The 20,506-nt window shown below is 67.1% G+C and carries 16 protein-coding genes; 8 read left to right on the top strand and 8 right to left on the bottom strand.

What is annotated here, in order from left to right; genetic code table 11:
* Positions 1-79: 79 nt before the first annotated feature.
* The 3 genes from QTH86_RS01880 to QTH86_RS01870 all read right to left on the bottom strand — a co-directional run bounded on the left by QTH86_RS01880 (position 80) and on the right by QTH86_RS01870 (position 4,153).
* Positions 80-1,033 carry a branched-chain amino acid ABC transporter permease gene (locus tag QTH86_RS01880; RefSeq protein WP_286646782.1) on the bottom strand — a complete coding sequence of 318 codons (954 nt, stop codon included), beginning with the start codon at positions 1,031-1,033 and terminating at the stop codon, positions 80-82.
* An 87-nt stretch (positions 1,034-1,120) separates the two neighbouring features.
* Positions 1,121-2,362 (bottom strand): branched-chain amino acid ABC transporter substrate-binding protein, encoded by a 1,242-nt coding sequence (locus QTH86_RS01875; RefSeq protein ID WP_444813537.1) that lies wholly within the window; start codon positions 2,360-2,362, stop codon positions 1,121-1,123.
* Between the two features lie 147 nt (positions 2,363-2,509).
* Positions 2,510-4,153, bottom strand: a complete 1,644-nt coding sequence (locus QTH86_RS01870) for a 3-(methylthio)propionyl-CoA ligase (RefSeq protein ID WP_286646361.1) — start codon at positions 4,151-4,153, stop codon at positions 2,510-2,512.
* Between the two features lie 161 nt (positions 4,154-4,314).
* On the opposite strand from QTH86_RS01870, the gene QTH86_RS01865 reads away from it, so the two are divergent.
* From QTH86_RS01865 to QTH86_RS01845, 5 genes are all read left to right on the top strand, one after another.
* Positions 4,315-5,799 (top strand): protein adenylyltransferase SelO, encoded by a 1,485-nt coding sequence (locus tag QTH86_RS01865; protein ID WP_286646362.1) that lies wholly within the window; start codon positions 4,315-4,317, stop codon positions 5,797-5,799.
* Complete coding sequence (gene msrB, locus QTH86_RS01860; RefSeq protein ID WP_286646363.1) at positions 5,796-6,224, top strand: peptide-methionine (R)-S-oxide reductase MsrB; 429 nt, start codon at positions 5,796-5,798, stop codon at positions 6,222-6,224. Before QTH86_RS01865 ends, msrB begins: the two co-directional genes overlap by 4 nt.
* Before the next feature lie 39 nt (positions 6,225-6,263).
* A complete protein-coding gene (locus QTH86_RS01855; protein ID WP_286646364.1) occupies positions 6,264-6,806 on the top strand; it encodes a septation protein A in 543 nt (180 codons plus the stop codon).
* The gene (locus tag QTH86_RS01850; RefSeq protein WP_286646365.1) at positions 6,803-7,066 is read left to right on the top strand and encodes a BolA family protein; all 264 of its coding nucleotides are present in this window, start codon (positions 6,803-6,805) and stop codon (positions 7,064-7,066) included. Before QTH86_RS01855 ends, QTH86_RS01850 begins: the two co-directional genes overlap by 4 nt.
* A gap of 127 nt (positions 7,067-7,193) precedes the next feature.
* Positions 7,194-7,979 (top strand): foldase protein PrsA, encoded by a 786-nt coding sequence (locus QTH86_RS01845; RefSeq protein ID WP_286646366.1) that lies wholly within the window; start codon positions 7,194-7,196, stop codon positions 7,977-7,979.
* 48 nt (positions 7,980-8,027) lie between these two features.
* On the opposite strand, the gene ygiD is transcribed toward QTH86_RS01845, so the two are convergent.
* Complete coding sequence (gene ygiD / locus QTH86_RS01840; protein WP_506555346.1) at positions 8,028-8,930, bottom strand: 4,5-DOPA-extradiol-dioxygenase; 903 nt, start codon at positions 8,928-8,930, stop codon at positions 8,028-8,030.
* A gap of 95 nt (positions 8,931-9,025) precedes the next feature.
* Positions 9,026-13,051 carry a phosphoribosylformylglycinamidine synthase gene (purL, locus tag QTH86_RS01835; protein ID WP_286646367.1) on the bottom strand — a complete coding sequence of 1,342 codons (4,026 nt, stop codon included), beginning with the start codon at positions 13,049-13,051 and terminating at the stop codon, positions 9,026-9,028.
* A 203-nt stretch (positions 13,052-13,254) separates the two neighbouring features.
* On the opposite strand from purL, the gene map reads away from it, so the two are divergent.
* The 3 genes from map (at position 13,255) to QTH86_RS01820 (ending at position 17,204) form a co-directional block, all read left to right on the top strand.
* The gene (gene map, locus QTH86_RS01830; RefSeq protein ID WP_286646368.1) at positions 13,255-14,079 is read left to right on the top strand and encodes a type I methionyl aminopeptidase; all 825 of its coding nucleotides are present in this window, start codon (positions 13,255-13,257) and stop codon (positions 14,077-14,079) included.
* Between the two features lie 16 nt (positions 14,080-14,095).
* Complete coding sequence (locus QTH86_RS01825) at positions 14,096-16,702, top strand: [protein-PII] uridylyltransferase (protein WP_286646369.1); 2,607 nt, start codon at positions 14,096-14,098, stop codon at positions 16,700-16,702.
* A gap of 97 nt (positions 16,703-16,799) precedes the next feature.
* Positions 16,800-17,204, top strand: coding sequence for a DoxX family protein (locus tag QTH86_RS01820; RefSeq protein WP_286646370.1), 405 nt, complete (start codon positions 16,800-16,802; stop codon positions 17,202-17,204).
* Between the two features lie 33 nt (positions 17,205-17,237).
* Here the strand turns inward: QTH86_RS01820 and def are convergent, their stop codons facing one another.
* The 3 genes from def to ligA form a co-directional block, all read right to left on the bottom strand.
* Positions 17,238-17,777, bottom strand: coding sequence for a peptide deformylase (gene def, locus QTH86_RS01815; protein WP_286646371.1), 540 nt, complete (start codon positions 17,775-17,777; stop codon positions 17,238-17,240).
* Positions 17,778-17,828: 51 nt separating this feature from the next.
* Positions 17,829-18,278 (bottom strand): hypothetical protein, encoded by a 450-nt coding sequence (locus tag QTH86_RS01810; protein WP_286646372.1) that lies wholly within the window; start codon positions 18,276-18,278, stop codon positions 17,829-17,831.
* Between the two features lie 118 nt (positions 18,279-18,396).
* Positions 18,397-20,484, bottom strand: coding sequence for an NAD-dependent DNA ligase LigA (gene ligA / locus QTH86_RS01805; RefSeq protein ID WP_286646373.1), 2,088 nt, complete (start codon positions 20,482-20,484; stop codon positions 18,397-18,399).
* Positions 20,485-20,506: the final 22 nt, after the last annotated feature.

Below are 20,506 nucleotides of genomic sequence, written 5' to 3'. Positions count from 1 at the left end.
GAACCGGCTTTGCCGGGCCGCTGGTATCGCCCCCTCGAGGGGGAGGCGCCGCAGGCGCTTCGAGGGTGGTGCTTCATCCTTAGTCTTCACGGGTGCCGAGCAGCCCCTTGGGGCGGAAGATCAGGATCAGCACCAGGAACAGGTACGGCAGGATGGGGGCCACCTGCGAGACGGTGAGCTTCATGAGCTCGTAGCCGAAGGTCTGGTCGGTGACGGCCACGCCCAGGCCCTGGAGTGCCGTCGCCATCGAATAGTCCATCGCCACGGCGAAGGTCTGGATGATGCCGATCAGCAGCGATGCCAGGAAGGCGCCGGCCAGCGAGCCCATGCCGCCGACCACCACCACCACGAAGATGATCGAGCCGACGGATGCCGCCATGGCCGGCTCGGTGATGTAGGTGTTGCCGCCGATCACGCCGGCCAGCCCCGCCAGCGCCGCGCCGCCACCGAACACCAGCATAAAGACGCGGGGCACGTTGTGGCCCAGCGCCTCGACCATCTCGGGGTGCTTGAGCGCCGCCTGGATGACGAGCCCGATGCGCGTGCGCGTCAGCAGCAGCCACACCGCCAGCAGCATCAGCAGGGCCACCGCCATGATGAAGGAGCGCGACTTGGGGAACTGGGTGCCGTAGAGCGTGAAGAGCGGGCCCTGCAGTTGCGTCGGGAGGCCGTACGGCACCGTCGAGCGGCCCCACAGCAACTGCACGACCTCCAGGATCAGGTAGGACAGCCCGAAGGTGACGAGCAGTTCAGGCACATGGCCGAACTTGTGCACCCGCCGCAGGCTGTAGCGCTCGAAGGCCGCGCCCAGTGCGAAGACCGCCAGCGGCGCGAGCACCAGCGCCGGCCAGAAGCCCACGATGCCTGAGATGGTGTACGCCAGGTAGGCACCCAGCATGTAGAAGCTGGTATGCGCGAAGTTCAGCACGCCCATCATGCTGAAGATCAGCGTGAGGCCCGAGCTGAGCATGAACAGCAGCAGCCCGTAGGCGACACCGTTGAGCAGCGAGATGGCAAAGAATTCCACGTTGATAGACGCTCGATCGTTCCCTGTGCGGGGGTTAAAACAAAAAGGCCCGCGTCACGACGTCGGGCCTTCGCGCTCGTGCGCTTGTGCGCCTCAGGGCCGTTTCATCTGGCAGCTGGTCGGCGTACTGGCCACGTAGGCTTCGTAGAACTTGACCGGCGCCAGCGTGTAGCCGGTGTTCTCCGGACTGTAGGGGTTCTTCGCGTCGACCTTCTGCCATCGCGTGATGTAGAGGCCCTGCTGCAACTGGTGGTCGGCCTTGCGCATCTCGACGTCGCCGTTGAAGCTTTTGAACTTCATGCCCTCCATTGCCGCGGCCACCTTCACCGGCTCGGTCGACTTGGTACGCACGAAGGCTTCGGCGAGCATCGCATAGACGGTGTAGATGTCGGTGGTGTACATGTCGTCGTTGAAGCGCTTCTTGTACTCGGTCATCAGCGGCACCATCACGCCGGGCGCGTTGTAGTGGCTGTAGCCCACCTGATAGACCTTGCCGTCCGACGCGGCGCCCATGGCCGTCGGCGTGCCGGTGGTCACGGCGTAGTAGGTGTAGAACTTGACGTTCAGGCCCGAGTCGTTCGACGCCTTGATGAGCAGCGCCAGGTCGGACCCCCAGTTGCCCGTGATCACCGTGTCGGCGCCCGACTGCTTGATCTTCGCGATGTAGGGTGCGAAGTCGCGCACCTGGGCCAGCGGGTGGAGGTCGTCGCCGACGATCTGCACATCGGGCCGCTTGACCTTGAGGTTTTCCTTGGCGAACTTCGAGACCTGCTGGCCGTGCGAGTAGTTCTGGTTGATCAGGTACACCTTCTTGATGTCGGGCTGCTCCTTCATGAAGGTGGTCAGCGCCTCCATCTTCATCGAGGTGTCGGCGTCGAGCCGGAAGTGCCAGTAGCTGCACTTGCTGTTGGTCAGGTCGGGGTCGACCGCCGCATAGTTGATGTAGAGCACTTCCTTGCCCGGGTTGCGGGCGTTGTGCTTCTCGAGCGCATCGATGATGGCCAGCGCCGGGCCGGAGCCGTTGCCCTGCACCACGTAACGGGCGCCTTGGTCCATGGCCGAGCGCAGCGCGCTGGTGGTTTCCTGCGGGCTCAGCTTGTTGTCGATGCCGATGATCTCGAACTTCACGTCGGCGGCGTTCTTCTTGTTGAACTCCTCCGCCAGGAACTGGAAGGTCTTGAGCTGGTTCGTGCCCACCGCGGCCATGAGGCCCGACAACGGATCGAGCCAGGCGATCTTCACGGTTTCGCCCTTTTGGGCCCAGGCGCCGACGGCATGCGCGGCGATGAGCGAGGCGGCGAGAAACTTCACTCGGAACTTCAATCGATAGGGCATCTTGTGTCTCCTGCGTCGGTGTTCGAACCGCGATCGAGATTACAAGTCTTTGGGGGCACTCCTCTCAGGGATTGCCCGCAACATCGCCGCCCACGAGCGCCTGGATGTCTCCAGCGCGGCAGTGCGATCTACCGCACGGTAGCAAGTTCACAGGCCTGGCAGCCGATAGTCCTTGAACTGCTCGCGCAGCTTGGTCTTCAGGATCTTGCCGGTCGCCCCGAGCGGAATGGCCTCGACGAACAGCACGTCGTCGGGGATCTGCCACTTGGCCGTCTTGCCCTCGTAGAACTTCAGCAGCTCTTCGCGCGTGAGCTCGGCGCCCGGCCGCTTGACCACCGCCACCACCGGCCGCTCGTCCCACTTCGGGTGGGCCACGCCGATGCAGGCCGCCATCAGCACGGCCGGGTGCGCCACCGCGATGTTCTCGATGTCGATGGAGCTGATCCATTCGCCGCCCGACTTGATCACGTCCTTGCTGCGATCGGTGATCTGCAGAAAACCGTCGGCGTCGATGGTGGCGACGTCGCCGGTCGGGAACCACCCGTGACCCTGTGCGTCGGGCACCAGCGGGTCGCCGCCCTCGCCCTTGAAGTACTCCTTGACGATCCACGGCCCCTTGACCAGTAGGTCGCCGGAAGCCTTGCCGTCCCAGGGTAGTTCGTCGCCGTTGCCGTCGACGATCTTCATGTCGACGCCGAAGATGGCGCGGCCCTGCTTCTGGCGGATCGCGTCCTGCGCATCGGCCGGCATCGTCAGGTGCTTGTTTTTCAGGGTGCACAGCGTGCCCAGCGGGCTCATCTCGGTCATGCCCCAGGCGTGGAGCACGTCCACCCCGTAGTCCTGCTGGAAGGCATGGATCATGGCCGGCGGGCAGGCCGAGCCGCCGATCACCGTGCGCTTGAGCGTCGAGAAGCGCAGGCCACCCGGCTTCATGTGCGTCAGCAGCATTTGCCAGACGGTCGGCACGCCGGCGGCGTAGGTCACGCCTTCGGCTTCGATCAGCTCGTACACCGACTTGCCGTCGAGCGCCGGCCCGGGAAAGACGAGCTTGCAGCCGGTCAGCGCGGCCGAGTACGGAATGCCCCAGGCGTTGACGTGGAACATCGGCACGACCGGCAACACCGAATCGCGCGCCGAGATGCCCATCACGTCGGGCAGTGCGGCGGCGTAGGCGTGCAGCAGCGTCGAGCGGTGGCTGTAGAGCGCGGCCTTCGGGTTGCCGGTGGTGCCGCTCGTGTAGCACATGCTGGACGCCGAGTTCTCGTCGAAGCGCGGCCAGGGGTAGTCGGTGGATCGGTCGCCCATCCAGGCCTCGTAGCTCAGGAGACCGGGGATGCCACTGTCGGCCGGCAGCTTGTCGGCGTCGCACAGCGCGATCCAGCGCTTGATCGTGGGGCAGCGCGCATGGACCGCCTGCACCAGCGGCAGGAAGTTCAGGTCGAAGCACAGGATCTGGTCTTCGGCATGGTTGGCGATCCAGACGATCTGGTCCGGATGCAGGCGCGGGTTGATGGTGTGCAGCACGCGGCCCGAGCCCGAGACACCGTAATACAGCTCGAGGTGCCGGTAGCCGTTCCACGCCAGCGTGGCGATGCGGTCGCTGAAGAGCAGATCCTCGCCTTCCAGCGCGTTGGCCACCTGGCGCGCGCGGCGTGCCACGTCGGCCCAGGTGTAGCGGTGGACGTCGCCTTCGACCCGCCGCGACACGATCTCACCGTCGCCGTGGTGGCGTTCGGCGAACTCGATCAACGACGAGATCAGCAATGGTTGGTCTTGCATCAAACCCAGCATCGGTGCGGCTCCTTCATCTCAATGCGCAAAAAGATGGGCGAGTATTGCGCACCGCAGCATGGCGCCGATGGGGGAATGCCCGTAGCGCTGTCGCGCCGGAGGCAGCCGGCGCGCATGGCCTTCCGGAAACGGGGTTTCGGGGGCTGCGGGACAATCGGGCCATGAACCTGCTCGTGGACGACAGCACCACCGCCGCGGCCTCGGGCCTGCACTGGATCGACGGCTTCCGCGCCCTGGGGCCGGCCTTCTTCACGCCGCTGCAGCCGACGCCGTTGCCAGCGCCCTACTGGGTCGGCCGCAGCGACGATGTGGCGCGGCAATTGGGCGTCGATGCCGACTGGCTGGTGTCCGATGAGGCGCTGGACGTGCTGACCGGCAATGCGCTCCTGCCGGGCATGGCGCCGCTCGCGAGCGTCTACAGCGGGCACCAGTTCGGCGTGTGGGCCGGCCAGCTCGGCGACGGCCGGGCCATCCTGCTCGGGGAAACCGAACGCGGGCTCGAGGTACAGCTCAAGGGCGCCGGACGCACACCCTACTCCCGCATGGGCGACGGGCGCGCCGTGCTGCGTTCGAGCATCCGCGAATTCCTCTGCAGCGAGGCGATGCACGGCCTGGGCATCCCGACCACGCGCGCGCTGGCGGTGACCGGCTCCGACCAACGCGTGCGCCGCGAGGAGATCGAAACCGCCGCGGTCGTGACCCGCGTAGCGCCGAGCTTCATCCGCTTCGGCCATTTCGAGCACTTCGCCGCCAACGACCGCATCGACGAACTGCGCCAGCTGGCCGACTACGTGATCGACCGCTACTACCCGGACTGCCGCGCGACGGAGCGCTTCGGCGGCAATGCCTACGCCGCCTTCCTGGAAGCCGTGAGCGAGCGCACCGCGGCGCTGCTCGCGCAATGGCAGGCGGTGGGCTTCTGCCACGGCGTGATGAACACCGACAACATGAGCATCCTCGGGCTCACCATCGACTACGGCCCCTTCCAGTTTCTCGACGGCTTCGACCCCGCGCATATCTGCAACCACAGCGACACGGGTGGCCGCTACGCCTTCAACCAGCAGCCCAACGTGGCCTACTGGAACCTGCACTGCCTGGCGCAGGCGCTGCTGCCACTGATCGGTGAGCAGGACATCGCCATCGCCGCGTTGGCGTCGTACAAGACCGTGTTCCCGCGCGCGTTCGACCAGCGCATGGCCCGCAAGCTCGGCCTGCCGGACGGCGAGAGCGCGGACCGCGGCCTGGTCGACGCCGTGCTGCGCCTCCTGGCCGCCGAACGCACCGACTGGACGATCTTCTGGCGGCGGCTGTCCGACGCGGTGGGCAGCGGCGACTTCACACCGGTGCGCGACCTGTTCATCGACCCCACCGGCATCGATGCCTGGCTGCCGCTGTACGCCGCGCAGCGCGCTTCGACGCCGTCGGCCGACGCCGCGGCCCGGATGCGCGCCGCCAACCCCAAGTACGTGCTGCGGAACCACCTGGGCCAGCAGGCGATCGAAGCGGCCCAGCAAAAGGACTTCTCGGGCGTCGCGACCTTGCTGACGCTGCTCGCATCCCCATCTGACGAACACGCCGGCTTCGAGGCCTACGCCGGCTTTCCGCCCGACTGGGCGTCCACCATCGAAATCAGCTGCTCCTCATGACTTCCGCTTTCACTCCCAAGATCCAGAAGACCGATGCCGAATGGAAGGCCGAGCTGGCCGAGAAAGGCGCCGAACCGGTTGCCTTCCAGGTCACGCGCCACGCCGCCACCGAGCGCCCCTTCACCGGCAAGTACGAAGCCCACTGGGACGACGGCAGCTACCACTGCGTGTGTTGCGGCGCCAAGCTCTTCGAGTCGGGCACCAAGTTCGACGCGGGCTGCGGCTGGCCCAGCTTCTCGGAAGAAGCGGTGCCAGGCGCCATCACCAACATCGTCGACCGCTCGCACGGCATGACGCGCACCGAGAACGTTTGCACCAACTGCGGCGCGCACCTGGGCCATGTGTTCCCGGACGGCCCCGCGCCGACCGGGTTACGCTACTGCATGAATTCGGCCTCGCTGAGCTTCGAACCCAGCAAGGGCTGATCGACCACCTTCGCGCACCTGCCCTGCACCCCGCCCCGCATGAAACTGCTCCTCGACTTCTTTCCGATCCTGCTGTTCTTCGGCGCGTACAAGCTCGCCGACATCTACGTGGCGACCGCCGTGCTGATGGGCGCCACCGTGCTGCAGTCCGTGATCATCTATGCCATCGACCGCAAGCTGCCGACCATGCAGAAGGCCACGCTGGTGCTGATCCTGCTGTTCGGTACGCTCACGCTGGTGCTGCACGACGATCGCTTCATCAAGTGGAAGCCAACGGTGCTGTACGGCGCCATGGCGGTGGCGCTGGCCGTGGCGCTGTGGGGCTTCCGGAAGAACTTCCTGCAGGTCATGCTGGGTGCGCAACTCCAGTTGCCGCAGCGCATCTGGACGCACCTGAACGTCGCATGGATCCTCTATTGCGTGTTCATGTCCGTCATCAATGCCTACGTAGCGCTGTATTTCAGCACCGAGGCATGGGTGAACTTCAAGCTGTGGGGCTACGCCTTCCCGATCGTCTTCCTGATCGCGCAGGGGCTGTACATCTCGCCGCACCTCAAGTCCGAAGACACGCCCGCCGCATGACGCTCTACACCGCTGCCGACCTCGAGGCCACGCTGCGCGAGAAGCTGCAGCCCAGCGCGCTCGAGGTGATCGACGAAAGCGCCGCGCACGCGGGCCACGCGGGGGCCGGCACAGAGGGCTACGGCACGCACTTCCGGGTGCGTGTCGCCTCCCCCTTGTTCGACGGCCGATCGCGCGTGGCGCGGCATCGCCTTGTGTATGATGCGCTGCACTTTTTCATCGCCGAAGGCGTCCACGCCATCGCCATCGAAACGCGCTGAGTCCGCCGTTCATCCGTCCCCTGCCCTTGAGCACCCTCCCCGATCCCACGGCGGCACGCGACTTCGTCTTTCATCCCCGCGTTTTTCGCGCCATCACCCTGCGAGTCCCCAGGACCCCATCCCTCCCATGAAGCAACACACCCTCAAGACCCTGGCCGCCGCCGTCGTGCTGAGCGCCGCCGCTGTCGGCGCGTTCGCGCAGAACGTCGCCATCGTCAACGGCAAGGCCGTGCCCAAGGCCCGCCTGGACGTGCTGGCCCAACAACTCGCCGGTGCCGGCCGCCCCGTCACCCCCGAGATGGAACCGCAGCTGCGCGAGGAAGTCATCGCGCGCGAGGTCTTCATGCAGGAAGCCCAGAAGCAGGGCCTGGACACCAGCGACGAGTACCGCAACCAGCTCGAACTCGCGCGCCAGGCGATCCTGATCCGCACGCTGTTCGAGAACCAACGCAAGACCAACCCGGTGACCGACGCCGACGTGCAGGCCGAGTACGACAAGTTCGTCGCGGCCAACGGCGGCAAGGAGTACAAGGCGCGCCACATCCTGGTCGAGACCGAAGACCAGGCCAAGAAGATCCTGGCCGACCTGAAGAAGGGCGCGAAGTTCGAGGACATCGCCAAGAAGCAGAGCAAGGACCCGGGATCGGGCGCCAACGGCGGCGACCTCGACTGGGCCAACCCGGCGAGCTTCGTGCCCGAGTTCTCGGAAGCCATGATCAAGCTCAACAAGGGCGAGACCACGCCGGCACCGGTGAAGTCGCAGTTCGGCTACCACATCATCCGCGTCGACGACATCCGCCAGGCGCAGCTGCCGAAGCTGGAAGAAGTGAAGCCGCAGGTTACGCAGCAGCTGCAGCAGCAGCGCCTGCAGAAGTACCAGGAAGAACTGCGCGCGAAGGCGAAGGTCGAATAACGACCTGCTCTCAAGCGAATCGGAAGAGCGGCCTGCGGGCCGCTTTTTTCATGCCCAGATCACCGAGCGCATCGAAATCGACGCCGACTGGAAATCGGCGTTGAAAAAGCGCGGCGCTTCCTTGCCGGCATCGACCGCACCGGCGGCGTAGAGCAGCGGCAGGTAGTGCTCGTGCGTCGGGTGGGCCTGCTGCGCCAGCGCCCCCAGCGACTGGAAGCGTGGCAGCGCGGCGAGGTCGCCCTTCTCCAGTTGGCCGGCCACTACGCGGTCGAACTCGTGCGCCCAGTCGTAGGCCTGGTTCGGCGCGGTGCCACGACGCGTCACGCGCAGGTTGTGCACGAGGTTGCCGCTGCCGACGATCAGCACACCGCGTTCGCGCAGCGCCTTGAGTTGCTGGCCGAGCATGGCGTGCTCGGCCGGCGCGCGGCCGTAGTCCATGCCGAGCTGCACCACGGGAATCTGCGCCTTCGGGAACATCGGCTTGAGCACCGACCAGGTGCCATGGTCGAAACCCCACTCCTCGGGGTCGATGCCGAGCGCCGCGCCGCTCACGGGTTGGCGCACCGCCTGGGCGATCTCCGCCGCCGCGGCGGGTGCGCCGGGCGCCGGGAACTGCTGGTCGAACAGTTCCTGCGGAAAGCCGCCGAAGTCGTGGATGGTCTTCGGCTTCGCCATGCCGGTGAGGAACCAGCCGCCGCGCGTGAGCCAGTGCGCGGACACGCACAGGATCAGTTGCGGCGTCGGGTAGGTGCGGCCGAACTCCGCCCCCAGCGCCTGCCAGCTGCGCCGGTAGGCGTTGTCGCCGACGGCGTTCATCGGGCTGCCGTGGCCGAGAAAGAGCACCGGCATGCGGGGCGACTTCTTCAGCGCCCGGAAGGGCTCGGCCGCCAGCCCATCGGCCAGCGGAAGGACGGCGCCCAGGGCGCCCACGAAGTCACGGCGATTCAGCATGACCCGATCATCGAACACACGCGCCGCCGGCAACCCTTTGAGTCACCGAAAGCGGTGCGCCAGCGCACACGAAACCAGAGAAAACCCGGGTCGCCTCAACCCACCCACTTGCGGGCGTTGCGCCAGATCTGCATCCAGGGGCTGAAATCGCTCTTGTCGCCCGAGGTCCAGCTCATCTGGATGTTGCGGAACACCCGTTCCGGGTGCGGCATCACCGCCGTGAAGCGGCCGTCGGCCGTCGTCACCGCCGTCAGGCCACCGGCGCTGCCATTCGGGTTGAACGGATACTGCTCGGTGGGCTGGCCGTGGTTGTCGACATAGCGCATGGCCGCGATGGCCTTCGTGGCGTCGCCGCGGTGCTTGAAGTTCGCGTAGCCCTCGCCGTGCGCCACCGCGATCGGCAGGCGGCTGCCGGCCAGGCCGCCGAAGAAGATGCTCGGCGATTCGAGCACCTCGACCATCGACAGCCGCGCCTCGAAGCGCTCGCTCTGGTTGGTGGTGAAGCGCGGCCAGGCTTCGGCGCCCGGGATGATGTCGGCCAGCTCGGCGAACATCTGGCAGCCGTTGCACACGCCCAGGCCGAAGGTATCGCCCCGGCCGAAGAAGGCCTGGAACTGGTCCGACAGCTTGGGGTTGAAGGTGATGCTGCGCGCCCAGCCGATGCCCGCGCCCAGGGTGTCGCCATAGCTGAAGCCGCCGCAGGCGACCACGCCCTGGAAGTGGGCCAAGTCGGCGCGGCCGGTCTGCAGGTCGGTCATGTGGACGTCGTGGGCCTCGAAGCCGGCCTCGGTGAAGGCGTAGGCCATCTCGACGTGCGAGTTGACACCCTGCTCGCGCAGGATCGCGACCCGCGGCCGCGCCGCCAGGTTCAGGAAAGACGCGGTGATCGACGCGTCGACGGCGCCCGCAGCGAGCGACACGTGCGCGCCCGGGTCCTGGGGCACGCCGGCCGCGGCGTGTTCCGAATCGGCGCAGGCCGGGTTGTCGCGCTCGCGGGCGATCTTCCAGCTGACCGAGTCCCACACCTGGTGCAGGTCGTGCAGGTTGGCGCTGAACACCGACTTGGCGTCGCGCCAGACTTCGAGCTTGCCCTTGCCGACGTCCATCGTTGAGGCATCGGACCGGGTCTTGCCGACGAAGTGACTGTGCGCGCTCAGGCCATGGGCGCGAAGCACCTGCATCGCCTCGTTGCGCTCCGCGGTGCGCACCTGCAGCACCATGCCCAGTTCTTCGCTGAATAGCGCCTTGAGCGTGAGCTCTTCGCGGCGCGCGCTGACCTGCTGTGCCCAGTTCTTGGCGTCGCCGGTTTCCATGCGGCTGTCGGAGATGCCGTCGCCCTCGGTGACCAGCATGTCGACGTTCAGCGCCACGCCGACGTGGCCGGCGAAGGCCATCTCGCAGGCGGTGGCGAACAGGCCGCCGTCGCTGCGGTCGTGCATCGCGAGGATCTTGCCGTCGGCGCGCAGCGCGTTCACGGCCTTGACCAGGTTCACCAGGTCTTCCGGATGGTCCAGATCAGGGACCGTGTCGCCGCTCTGCCCCAGCGTCTGCGCCAGGATGCTGCCGGCCATGCGGTGCTGGCCGCGGCCCAGGTCGATCAGCACCAGCGTGGTGTCGGCCTCGTCGCGGTCGAGCTGCGGCGTGAGCGTGCCGCGCACGTCGGCCAGCGTGGCGAAGGCGGTGACGATCAGGCTGACCGGCGAAGTGACCTTCTTTTTCTGGTCGCCAACCGACCACTGCGTACGCATCGAGAGCGAATCCTTGCCGACCGGAATCGAGATGCCCAGCGCCGGGCACAGCTCCAGGCCGACCGCCTTCACCGTCTCGTACAGCGCGGCGTCTTCGCCGGGCTCGCCGCAGGCCGCCATCCAGTTGGCCGACAGCTTGACGCGTGAGAGTTCGATGGGCGCGGCCAACAGGTTGGTGATGGCCTCGGCCACCGCCATGCGGCCGGAGGCCGGCGCGTCGAGCGCGGCCAGCGGCGTGCGCTCGCCCATGCTCATCGCCTCGCCGGCGAAGCCGCTGTAGTCGGCCAGCGTGACAGCGCAATCGGCCACGGGCACCTGCCACGGGCCGACCATCTGGTCGCGGTGGCTCATTCCGCCGACGGTGCGATCGCCGATGGTGATGAGGAAGCGCTTGGACGCGACCGTCGGGTGCGACAGCACGTCGATGGCGGCCTTCTGCAGTTCGACGCCGGTCAGATCGAGCGGCGTGAACCGGCGCGCGACGGTCTTCACGTCGCGCAGCATCTTCGGCGGCTTGCCGAGCAGCACGTCCATCGGCATGTCGACGGGCTGCACGTCGGCGCCCTCATCGACCAGGCGCAGCTGGCGCTCTTCGGTCGCCACGCCGACCACCGCGAACGGGCAGCGCTCGCGCTCGCAGAAGGCCTTGAACTGCGCCAGCGACTCCGGCGCGATGGCCAGCACGTAGCGCTCCTGACTCTCGTTGCACCAGATTTCCTTCGGCGCCATGCCCGACTCTTCGAGCGGCACGCCGCGCAAGTCGAAGCGCGCGCCACGGCCGGCATCGTTGGTCAGTTCGGGGAAGGCATTCGACAGGCCGCCCGCGCCCACGTCGTGGATGGCCAAGATCGGGTTCGCGGCGCCTTGCTGCCAGCAATGGTTGATGACCTCCTGCGCGCGACGCTCGATTTCCGGGTTGCCGCGCTGCACCGAGTCGAAGTCGAGTTCGGCCGCGTTCGCGCCAGTCGCCATCGAACTGGCGGCGCTGCCGCCCATCCCGATGCGCATGCCGGGGCCGCCGAGCTGGATCAGCAGCGAGCCAGCGGGGAAGAGGATCTTCTCGGTCTGGTCGGCGTCGATGCTGCCGAGCCCGCCCGCGATCATGATGGGCTTGTGGTAGCCACGGTGCACCGTGTCGGTGTCGCTCGCGATCGCCTGTTCGTACTCGCGGAAGTAGCCCAGCAGGTTCGGCCGGCCGAATTCGTTGTTGAAGGCGGCGCCACCCAGCGGGCCCTCGGTCATGATCTGCAGCGGGCTGGCGATGTGCGCGGGCTTGCCGTAGTGGCCGTCTTCCGGCCAGAGCTTCGACACGGTGAAGCCGGTCAGGCCGGCCTTGGGCTTGGAGCCGCGGCCGGTCGCACCCTCGTCGCGGATCTCGCCGCCGGCACCGGTCGAGGCCCCCGGGAACGGGGAGATCGCGGTCGGGTGGTTGTGCGTCTCGACCTTCATCAGGACGTGGCTCAGCGCGCCCTGCTTCTGGTAGCTGCCGCTGGCGGCGCCATCGGCCGCCACGAAGCGTTCGATCTGCGTGCCTTCCATGATCGACGCGTTGTCGGCGTAGGCGACCACGGTGTGCTGCGGGCTCAGCTTCTCGGTGTTGCGGATCATGCCGAACAGGCTGATCGGCTGCTTTTCCCCGTCGATCACGAAGTCGGCGTTGAAGATCTTGTGGCGGCAGTGCTCGCTGTTGGCCTGCGCGAACATCATCAGCTCGACGTCGCTCGGGTTGCGGCCGAGCCGGGTGAAGGCATCGACCAGGTAGTCGATCTCGTCCTCGGCCAGCGCCAGGCCGAAGGTGCTGTTGGCCGAGACGAGGGCCGCACGGCCGCCGGCCAGCACGTCGACCTGCGCCATCGGCTGGGCGTCCAGCTCGGCGAACAGCGCTGCGGCGCCGTCGAGGCCGGGCAGCACTGATTCAGTCATGCGGTCGTGCAGCAGCGCCGCCACGGCCAGCCGCTTGTCGCCGTCGAGCACCGGCGCCTTACCGATCAGCGGCGCCTTCAGGCTCAGGTGGACCTGCGTGACGCGTTCGACCCGGCGCAGCGCCAGGCCGCAGTTGTGGGCGATGTCGGTGGCTTTCGAGGCCCAGGGCGACACGGTGCCCAGGCGGGGCGTGACGATCAGTTCGGTCGACGCCTTGGGCGCGGCGAAGGGCTCGCCGTAGGTCAGGAGCGCAGCGAAGCGCTCGCGGGCCGCCGCATCGGGCGCCGCGTCGGTAACGACCAGGTGGACGAAACGGGCGGAGATCGCCTCGATTTTCGGCTCGACCGCCTGCAGCTTCGGCAGGAGCTGGCGGGCCCGGAAGTCGCTGAGTGCGCTGCCCCCCTCGAACACGGTCACGACGGGTTGGGCGGTGTGGGATGGCTGCGTCACGGTCGAATGGGCCGGCGGGGGCCGGCTGGCTGAAGGTGAATGAAGAAACACGCTGGACGGCCGCTGACTGGGGCCGTCCGTGGAAACCCGGAATTTTAGGCGACCGCGGCCGGCCCGGCCGCCCGGGCCGGCACCCCGCGAGCGCGCAGAGGTCATGCGCCGCACCGCCGGGCAGCGCGGGTGCCGAATGGGATAATCGCGGGATGAGTATTACCCTGAACGACGCAGCCGGCATCGCCGCCATGCGCACGGTCGGCCGCCTGACCTCGGAGGTGCTGGATTACCTGACCCCCTTCGTGAAGCCCGGCGTCACCACGAACGAAATCGACCGCCTGGCCGCCGAGTACATGGCCAAGCAAGGCACCACCTCGGCCACGGTGGGCTACCTGGGCGCGAGCAGCACGCCCTTCCCCAAGTCGCTCTGCACCTCGGTCAACCACGTGGTGTGCCACGGCATCCCGAACGACAAGCCCCTGAAGAAGGGCGACATCATGAACATCGATGTCACCGTCATCAAGGACGGCTGGTTCGGCGACAACAGCCGGATGTTCATCGTCGGCGATGCGTCCATCGCTGCCAAGCGCCTGTGCCAGGTCACCTACGAGGCGATGTGGCAGGGCATCCTGCAGGTGCGCCCCGGCGGCCACCTGGGCGACGTCGGCCATGCGATCCAGAAATTCGCCGAAGGCAACGGCTATTCGGTGGTGCGCGAGTTCTGCGGCCACGGTGTGGGCCGCAAGTTCCACGAGGAGCCGCAGGTGCTGCACTACGGCCGGCCGGGCACCATGGAACGGCTCGAGCCGGGCATGATCTTCACGATCGAGCCGATGATCAATGCCGGCAAGCGCGACATCAAGGAAGACGCCAAGGGCGGCCAGTACGACGGCTGGACCATCGTCACGCGCGACCACTCGTTGTCGGCGCAGTGGGAACACAGCGTGCTGGTCACCGAGACCGGCTACGAGGTGCTGACCCTGTCGGCCGGCAGCCCGCCGCCCCCGCCCTTCGTCACGTCGACGGCCACCTGAGCGCCGGAGTGCTGGCGTGATCGAAGTCGCCACCACGGTCGACGTGCCGTCGTTGCGCGAGGTCTACCGCGCACAGAAGATGGCGCTGTTCGACACCTTGCAGCACGGCAATGCGCCCACGCGCAGCGTGCACCAGGTGTTGCGACAGCTCGCCACTTTCGCGGACGAGGCCCTGACCGCGCTCTGGAACGATGCGGGCTTCGGCAACGACCTCGCGCTGGTCGCGGTCGGCGGCTTCGGGCGCGGCGAGCTCTTCCCCTATTCCGACGTCGACGTGCTGCTGCTGCTACCGGAGGTGCATGCGTCGAACATCGAGCCGGCGCGGCTCGAGGCCTTCATCGGCCGCTGCTGGGACGTGGGCCTGGAGATCGGCTCGAGCGTGCGCACCCTGGGCGAATGCCTGGACGAAGCGGACAAGGACGTCACCGTCCAGACCTCGCTGCTCGAGTCGCGCCTGATCACCGGCGACAAGAAGCTGTACACGGCGTTCCGCAAGCGCTTCTGCACCGCCATCGACCCCCAGGCCTTCTTCGCGGCCAAGTCGCAGGAAATGCGGCACCGGCACCACAAGTTCGACGACACGCCCTACGCGCTCGAACCCAACTGCAAGGAATCGCCCGGCGGCCTGCGCGACCTGCAGACGGTGCTGTGGATGACCAAGGCCGCCGGCTTCGGCCGCCGCTGGGAAGATCTGGCCAAGAACGGCCTGGCCACCGCCTTCGAAGTGCAGCAGATCAAGCGCAACGAGGCGCTGCTGAGCCTGATCCGCGCGCGCCTGCATGTCACGGCCAACCGCCGCGAGGACCGGCTGGTGTTCGACCTGCAGACGGCCGTGGCCGCCACCTTCGGCTACGAGGCCCTGTCGCAGCGCAAGGCGAGCGAGGCGCTCATGCGCCGCTACTACTGGGCCGCCAAGGCGGTGACGCAGCTCACGCAGATCCTGCTGCTCAACATCGCCGAGCGGCTCCAGCCGCAGGCCGAAGAACCCACCCGCATCAACGACCGCTTCTTCGAGAAGGCCGGGATGATCGAGGTGGCGAGCGACGACCTGTACCTAAAAGACCCGCACGCCATCCTCGAGACCTTCCTGCTCTACCAGAAGACCATCGGCGTGAAGGGCCTGTCGGCCCGGACGCTGCGGGCGCTCTACAACGCGCGCTCGGTGATGGACAGCAAGTTCCGCAACGACCGGGTGAACCACATCACCTTCATGCGGATGCTGCTGGAGCCGCGCGGCATCACGCACGCCTTCCGGCTGATGAACCAGACCTCGGTGCTAGGGCGTTACCTGCGGCCCTTCCGCAGCATCGTCGGGCAGATGCAGCACGACCTGTTCCACGTCTACACGGTCGACCAGCACATCCTGATGGTGCTGCGCAACGTGCGCCGCTTCTTCATCGCCGAGCACGCGCACGAATACCCCTTCTGCTCGCAGCTCGCGGCCGGCTGGGACAAACCGTGGGTGCTGTACGTGGCCGCGCTGTTCCACGACATCGCCAAGGGCCGCGGCGGCGACCATTCGACGCTGGGCGCGCGCGATGTGCACCGCTTCTGCCAGCAGCACAACGTCGAGCGCGAAGACAGCAAGCTCATCGAGTTCCTGGTGACCGAGCACCTCACGATGAGCACCGTGGCGCAGAAGCAGGACCTGAGCGACCCCGACGTGATCGCGGCGTTTGCCAAGCGCGTGGGCAGCGAACGCTACCTGACCGCCCTGTACCTGCTGACCATCGCCGACATCCGCGGCACCTCGCCGCGTGTGTGGAATGCCTGGAAGGGCAAGCTGCTCGAAGACCTCTACCGCTACACCTCGCGCGCGCTCGGCGGCCACCTGCCCGACCCGGACGCGGAAATCGAAGCGCGCAAGCGCGAGGCACTGGTGCAGCTCGCCCTGCACGCCCAGCCCTTCGAGGTGCACAAGGCGCTGTGGGAAACGCTCGACGTCGGCTACTTCATGCGGCACGACGCCTCGGAGATCGCCTGGCACGCCAAGCAGCTGTCGCGGCACGTGCCGCACAAGGACGTACCGGTCGACCCGCACGCGCCGCCCATCGTTCGGGCGCGCCTCTCCCCGGTGGGCGAAGGCCTGCAGGTGGTGGTCTACACGCCCGACCAGCAGGAGCTGTTCGCACGCATCTGCGGCTACTTCGACCAGGCTTCGTTCAGCATCCTGGACGCGAAGGTGCACACCGCCACCAACGGCTACGCGCTGGACACCTTCCAGGTCGTCACCGCATTCACGCCCGAGCACTACCGCGACCTGATCAGCATGGTCGAGACCGGCCTCACGAAGACCCTGGCCGAGGCCGGCGCCCTGCCGCCCCCCAGCAAAGGCCGCGTGTCGCGCCGGGTGCGCAGCTTCCCGATCCAGCCGCGCATCAACCTGGTGCCCGACGAGAAGGCACAGCGCTGGCTGCTGAGCATCTCGGCCAGCGACCGCGCCGGCCTGCTCTATTCCGTCGCGCGGGTGCTCGCGCGGCACCGGCTGCACCTGCAGTTGGCCAAGGTCACGACGCTCGGCGAGCGGGTGGAAGACACCTTCCTGCTCAGCGGCCCGGAACTGCAGGGGCAGCGTGCGCAGTTGGCGATCGAGACGGAGCTGATCGAAGTGTTGTCCGCCTGAATGGCAGGGCCGCATCGACGCGGTGGAGGGCCATCCATGTGTGAAATGTCTCGAACATGGACCACAATCCGGTTTTTCGCTTGAAAGGACCTCCCTCATGACCCGTTCCGACGACACCGGCAAACTCGTCCTCCGCTTGGCACTTGGGATCCTGATCCTGCTGCATGGCGTGGCCAAGATCAGTTCCGGCGTGAGTGGCGTCGGTGGCATGCTGGCATCGCACGGCCTGCCCAGTGCGCTGGCGTACCTCGTCTATATCGGGGAGATCGTTGCGCCGATCCTGCTGATCATCGGCTTCTACACCCGTCCGGCTGCGTGGATCGTCGCCATCAACATGGTGGTGGCGATCTGGCTCGTGCACATGAAGGACCTGCTCGTCATCGGAAAGAACGGCGGCTGGGCGCTGGAACTGCAGGGCATGTTCCTCTTCGGCGCGATCGCCGTGGCGCTGCTGGGCGCGGGGCGCTTCAGCGTGGGCGGCAGCAGCGGCAAGTACAACTGACGTGACAAGAGGCGGCTCCCGCCCGCCTCTGCATCAGTCGTCCTCGGCAGCGTCGAGACCGGGAAACAGCACGTCGGTGAAGCCAAAGCGCGTGAAGTCGCGTACCCGCATCGGGTAAAGCTTGCCCAGCAGATGGTCCACCTCGTGCTGCACCACCCGCGCGTGGAAGCCACTCACTGTCCGATCGATCGGATCGCCATACGGGTCGAAGCCGGTGTAGCGGATGGTCGAGAAGCGCGGCACCACGCCTCGCAGGCCGGGCACCGACAGGCAGCCCTCCCAGCCCTCCTCTTCCTCATCGCCGATCGGCATGACGACGGGATTCAGCAGGACCGTCTGTGGGATCAGGGGGGCGTCCGGATAACGCGGATTCACGGCGCCTGTGCCGAAGATCACCAGTTGCAGATCCACGCCGATCTGCGGCGCTGCCAGGCCTGCGCCGTTGACGGCGTGCATGGTCTCGAACATGTCCCGCACCAGCAGGTGCAGTTCGTCGGTGTCGAAGGCTGCAACGGGTTGCGCAGTGCGCAACAACCGCGGATCGCCCATCTTCAAGATTTCACGAATCGTCATCGGTTGATTATGTCAACCGCGGCCACGGCCTGCCGAAGCGCTCTGGCCAACCTACCGGCTCCCCCTGGGCGGCTGGCCCGGCCCACCCGTCTGCGCTTCACGATCAGCAGGGCTCTGGAACGGCGGGTAGCCCGTGACATGAGGACTTTGTCCAGGCAAGTTCGGATTTGGTCTTTGTCTCGGAGTGGCTGCTGGTCGGGGCGAACGATCTGGTCCGCGCTCGTCATAACGGCGTCCGCCATCGTAACCACGGTCGCGCCTGTCGTAATAGCCTCGATTGTCGCGCGCGTAGTAGCCGCGGTCGTAGTAGGTGCCGCCTTGAAGGTAGACCGACGGCGACACCACCACTGGGGCGGGCTCGTTGTAGTACGCCGGATAGGATGGTTGCGCGTAGTACGCATTGTTGTCGTAACCGTAAGAACCGGGCACGGCCACGCAGCCACTTAAAAGCAGCAGGCCGCTAGCAACCACCCCCATCGAGATCCATCGAATATTCATCATTTGACACTCCTTGTCTTCTCCCCTAGTAAACGCGCCAAAGGGCGGGCTGCCGACGTCGGCTCGGTGAAGTTAGGTAACAGGGACGTAACGGCTGGCTTCAACGTCGGTCGATCCGGCCTCAGTCGCCCTGCCAGCCCTCCGCGAGGATCGCCAACAACCCCGCTTCGTCGACCACCTTCACACCCAGCGCCTGGGCCTTGTCGAGCTTGCTGCCCGCCTCGGCGCCGGCCACCACGCAATCGGTCTTCTTGCTGACCGACCCCGCCACCTTGGCTCCAGCCTCTTCCAGTTTGTCCTTGGCCTCGTCGCGGCTGAGCGTAGGCAAAGTGCCGGTGATCACGAAGGTCTTGCCCGCCAGGGGACGCGGCGTCCGGGCGGCAGGTTCGCCCTCTTCCCATGTCAGTCCGCTGGCACGCAGCTGCTCGACCACCTCGCGGTTGTGGGGCTGGTCGAAGAAGGTCCGCAGGCTCGTCGCCACCACCGGTCCGACATCGTGGACCTCGAGAAGTTCCGCCTCGGGCGCATCCATGATGGCGTCCAGCTTGCCGAAGTGCTTGGCCAGATCCTTGGCCGTGCTCTCACCGACGTGGCGGACGCCGAGCCCGAAGAGGAAGCGCGGCAGGGTCGTCTTCTTGGAGTTTTCAAGCGCCGCGACGATGTTCGCCGCCGACTTGTCGGCCATGCGGTCCAGCCCCGCGAGCGTCGTGAAGCCCAGCTTGTACAGATCGGGCAGCGTGCGGATCAACTGCGCGTCGACCAGTTGCTCGACCAGTTTGTCGCCCAGCCCTTCGATGTCGAGCGCACGGCGCGCCGCGAAATGCAGGATGGCCTCTTTGCGCTGCGCGGGGCAGAACAGACCACCGGTGCAGCGGTAGTCGACCTCGCCTTCCTCGCGCAGCGCATCGGAGCCGCAGACCGGGCATTGGCGCGGCATGGTGAAGAGCGACCCGCGTTCGGTGTCGGGCTTGGCCAGACTGTCCGGCGCGACGCCCACGACCTCGGGAATGACGTCGCCAGCGCGGCGCACGATCACCGTGTCGCCCACGCGCACGTCCTTGCGACGCGCCTCGTCCTCGTTGTGCAGGGTCGCGTTGGTCACGGTCACGCCGCCCACGAAGACGGGCGCCAACTTGGCCACCGGCGTGAGCTTGCCGGTACGACCGACCTGCACCTCGATCGCCAGCACCTCGGTGAGCTGTTCCTGCGCCGGGTACTTGTGCGCCACCGCCCAGCGCGGCTCGCGCGAGACGAAGCCGAGCTGCCGCTGCAACGCGACGCTGTCGACCTTGTAGACCACACCGTCGATGTCGTAGGGCAAGGCGTCGCGCTGCCGGCCGATATTCTCGTGAAAGGCGATCAGCTCGATGGCCCCGCGCGCGCGCGCCGTCTGGCTGGCGACCGGAAAGCCCCAGGCATGGAACTGCTGCAGCCAGTCGAACTGGGTCGGGTGCTCGGGACCGCCCTCCTCCGGCGCGCTGACCTCACCCAGTCCATACGCGAAGAAGCTCAGCGGCCGCGATGCCGCGATGGCCGGGTCGAGTTGCCGGACCGCGCCGGCCGCCGCGTTGCGCGGGTTGACGAACACCTTCTCGTTCTTCTGGCCGGCCGCGATGCGCTCGCGCTGCCGCGCGTTGAGCGCGTCGAAATCGGCGCGCTTCATGTAGACCTCGCCGCGCACCTCGACCACCGGCGGCGCATGGCCGTTGAGCCGCAGGGGAATCTCGCGCACGGTGCGGATGTTCTGCGTCACGTCCTCGCCCACCTCGCCGTCCCCCCGCGTGGCCGCCTGCACCAGCACGCCGTGCTCGTAGCGCAGGTTCATGGCCAGGCCATCGAACTTCAGCTCGCAGACGTAGTCGACCTGCGGGCCATCCTCGGGCAGGCCGAGCTCCTTGCGCACGCGGGCGTCGAAGGCGCTCGCACCGGCGGGGGTGATGTCGGTCTCGGTACGGATCGACAGCATCGGCACCCGGTGCCGCACCTTGGCGAAACCGTCGAGCACCTGGCCACCCACGCGCTGCGTGGGCGAATCGGCGGTGCGCAGTTCAGGGTACTCGGCCTCGAGGGCCTGCAGGCGCTGGAACAGCTTGTCGTATTCGGCGTCGGGCAGCGCGGGCGCATCCAGCACGTAATAGAGATGGGCGTGGTGGCGCAGCTGCTCGCTCAATGCGGCGGCCTCGCGCGCCGCGTCTTCACGCGTCGTCATGGCGGTGTCTCCAGAAAAATGA

It is taken from the genome of Variovorax sp. J2L1-78 (assembly GCF_030317205.1).
In the GTDB taxonomy this organism is placed as follows: Bacteria; Pseudomonadota; Gammaproteobacteria; order Burkholderiales; family Burkholderiaceae_C; genus Variovorax; species Variovorax arabinosiphilus.
This window is presented reverse-complemented; position numbering and strand designations above follow the sequence as displayed.

Coding starts and splice junctions, on each gene's coding strand:
- QTH86_RS01875 (WP_444813537.1), bottom strand. CDS start 2,362: ATGCCCTATCGATTGAAGTTCCGAGTGAAGTTTCTCGCCGCCTCGCTC.
- QTH86_RS01870 (WP_286646361.1), bottom strand. CDS start 4,153: ATGCTGGGTTTGATGCAAGACCAACCATTGCTGATCTCGTCGTTGATC.
- QTH86_RS01865 (WP_286646362.1), top strand. CDS start 4,315: ATGAACCTGCTCGTGGACGACAGCACCACCGCCGCGGCCTCGGGCCTG.
- msrB (WP_286646363.1), top strand. CDS start 5,796: ATGACTTCCGCTTTCACTCCCAAGATCCAGAAGACCGATGCCGAATGG.
- QTH86_RS01855 (WP_286646364.1), top strand. CDS start 6,264: ATGAAACTGCTCCTCGACTTCTTTCCGATCCTGCTGTTCTTCGGCGCG.
- QTH86_RS01850 (WP_286646365.1), top strand. CDS start 6,803: ATGACGCTCTACACCGCTGCCGACCTCGAGGCCACGCTGCGCGAGAAG.
- QTH86_RS01845 (WP_286646366.1), top strand. CDS start 7,194: ATGAAGCAACACACCCTCAAGACCCTGGCCGCCGCCGTCGTGCTGAGC.
- ygiD (WP_506555346.1), bottom strand. CDS start 8,930: ATGCTGAATCGCCGTGACTTCGTGGGCGCCCTGGGCGCCGTCCTTCCG.
- map (WP_286646368.1), top strand. CDS start 13,255: ATGAGTATTACCCTGAACGACGCAGCCGGCATCGCCGCCATGCGCACG.
- QTH86_RS01820 (WP_286646370.1), top strand. CDS start 16,800: ATGACCCGTTCCGACGACACCGGCAAACTCGTCCTCCGCTTGGCACTT.
- def (WP_286646371.1), bottom strand. CDS start 17,777: ATGACGATTCGTGAAATCTTGAAGATGGGCGATCCGCGGTTGTTGCGC.
- QTH86_RS01810 (WP_286646372.1), bottom strand. CDS start 18,278: ATGATGAATATTCGATGGATCTCGATGGGGGTGGTTGCTAGCGGCCTG.
- ligA (WP_286646373.1), bottom strand. CDS start 20,484: ATGACGACGCGTGAAGACGCGGCGCGCGAGGCCGCCGCATTGAGCGAG.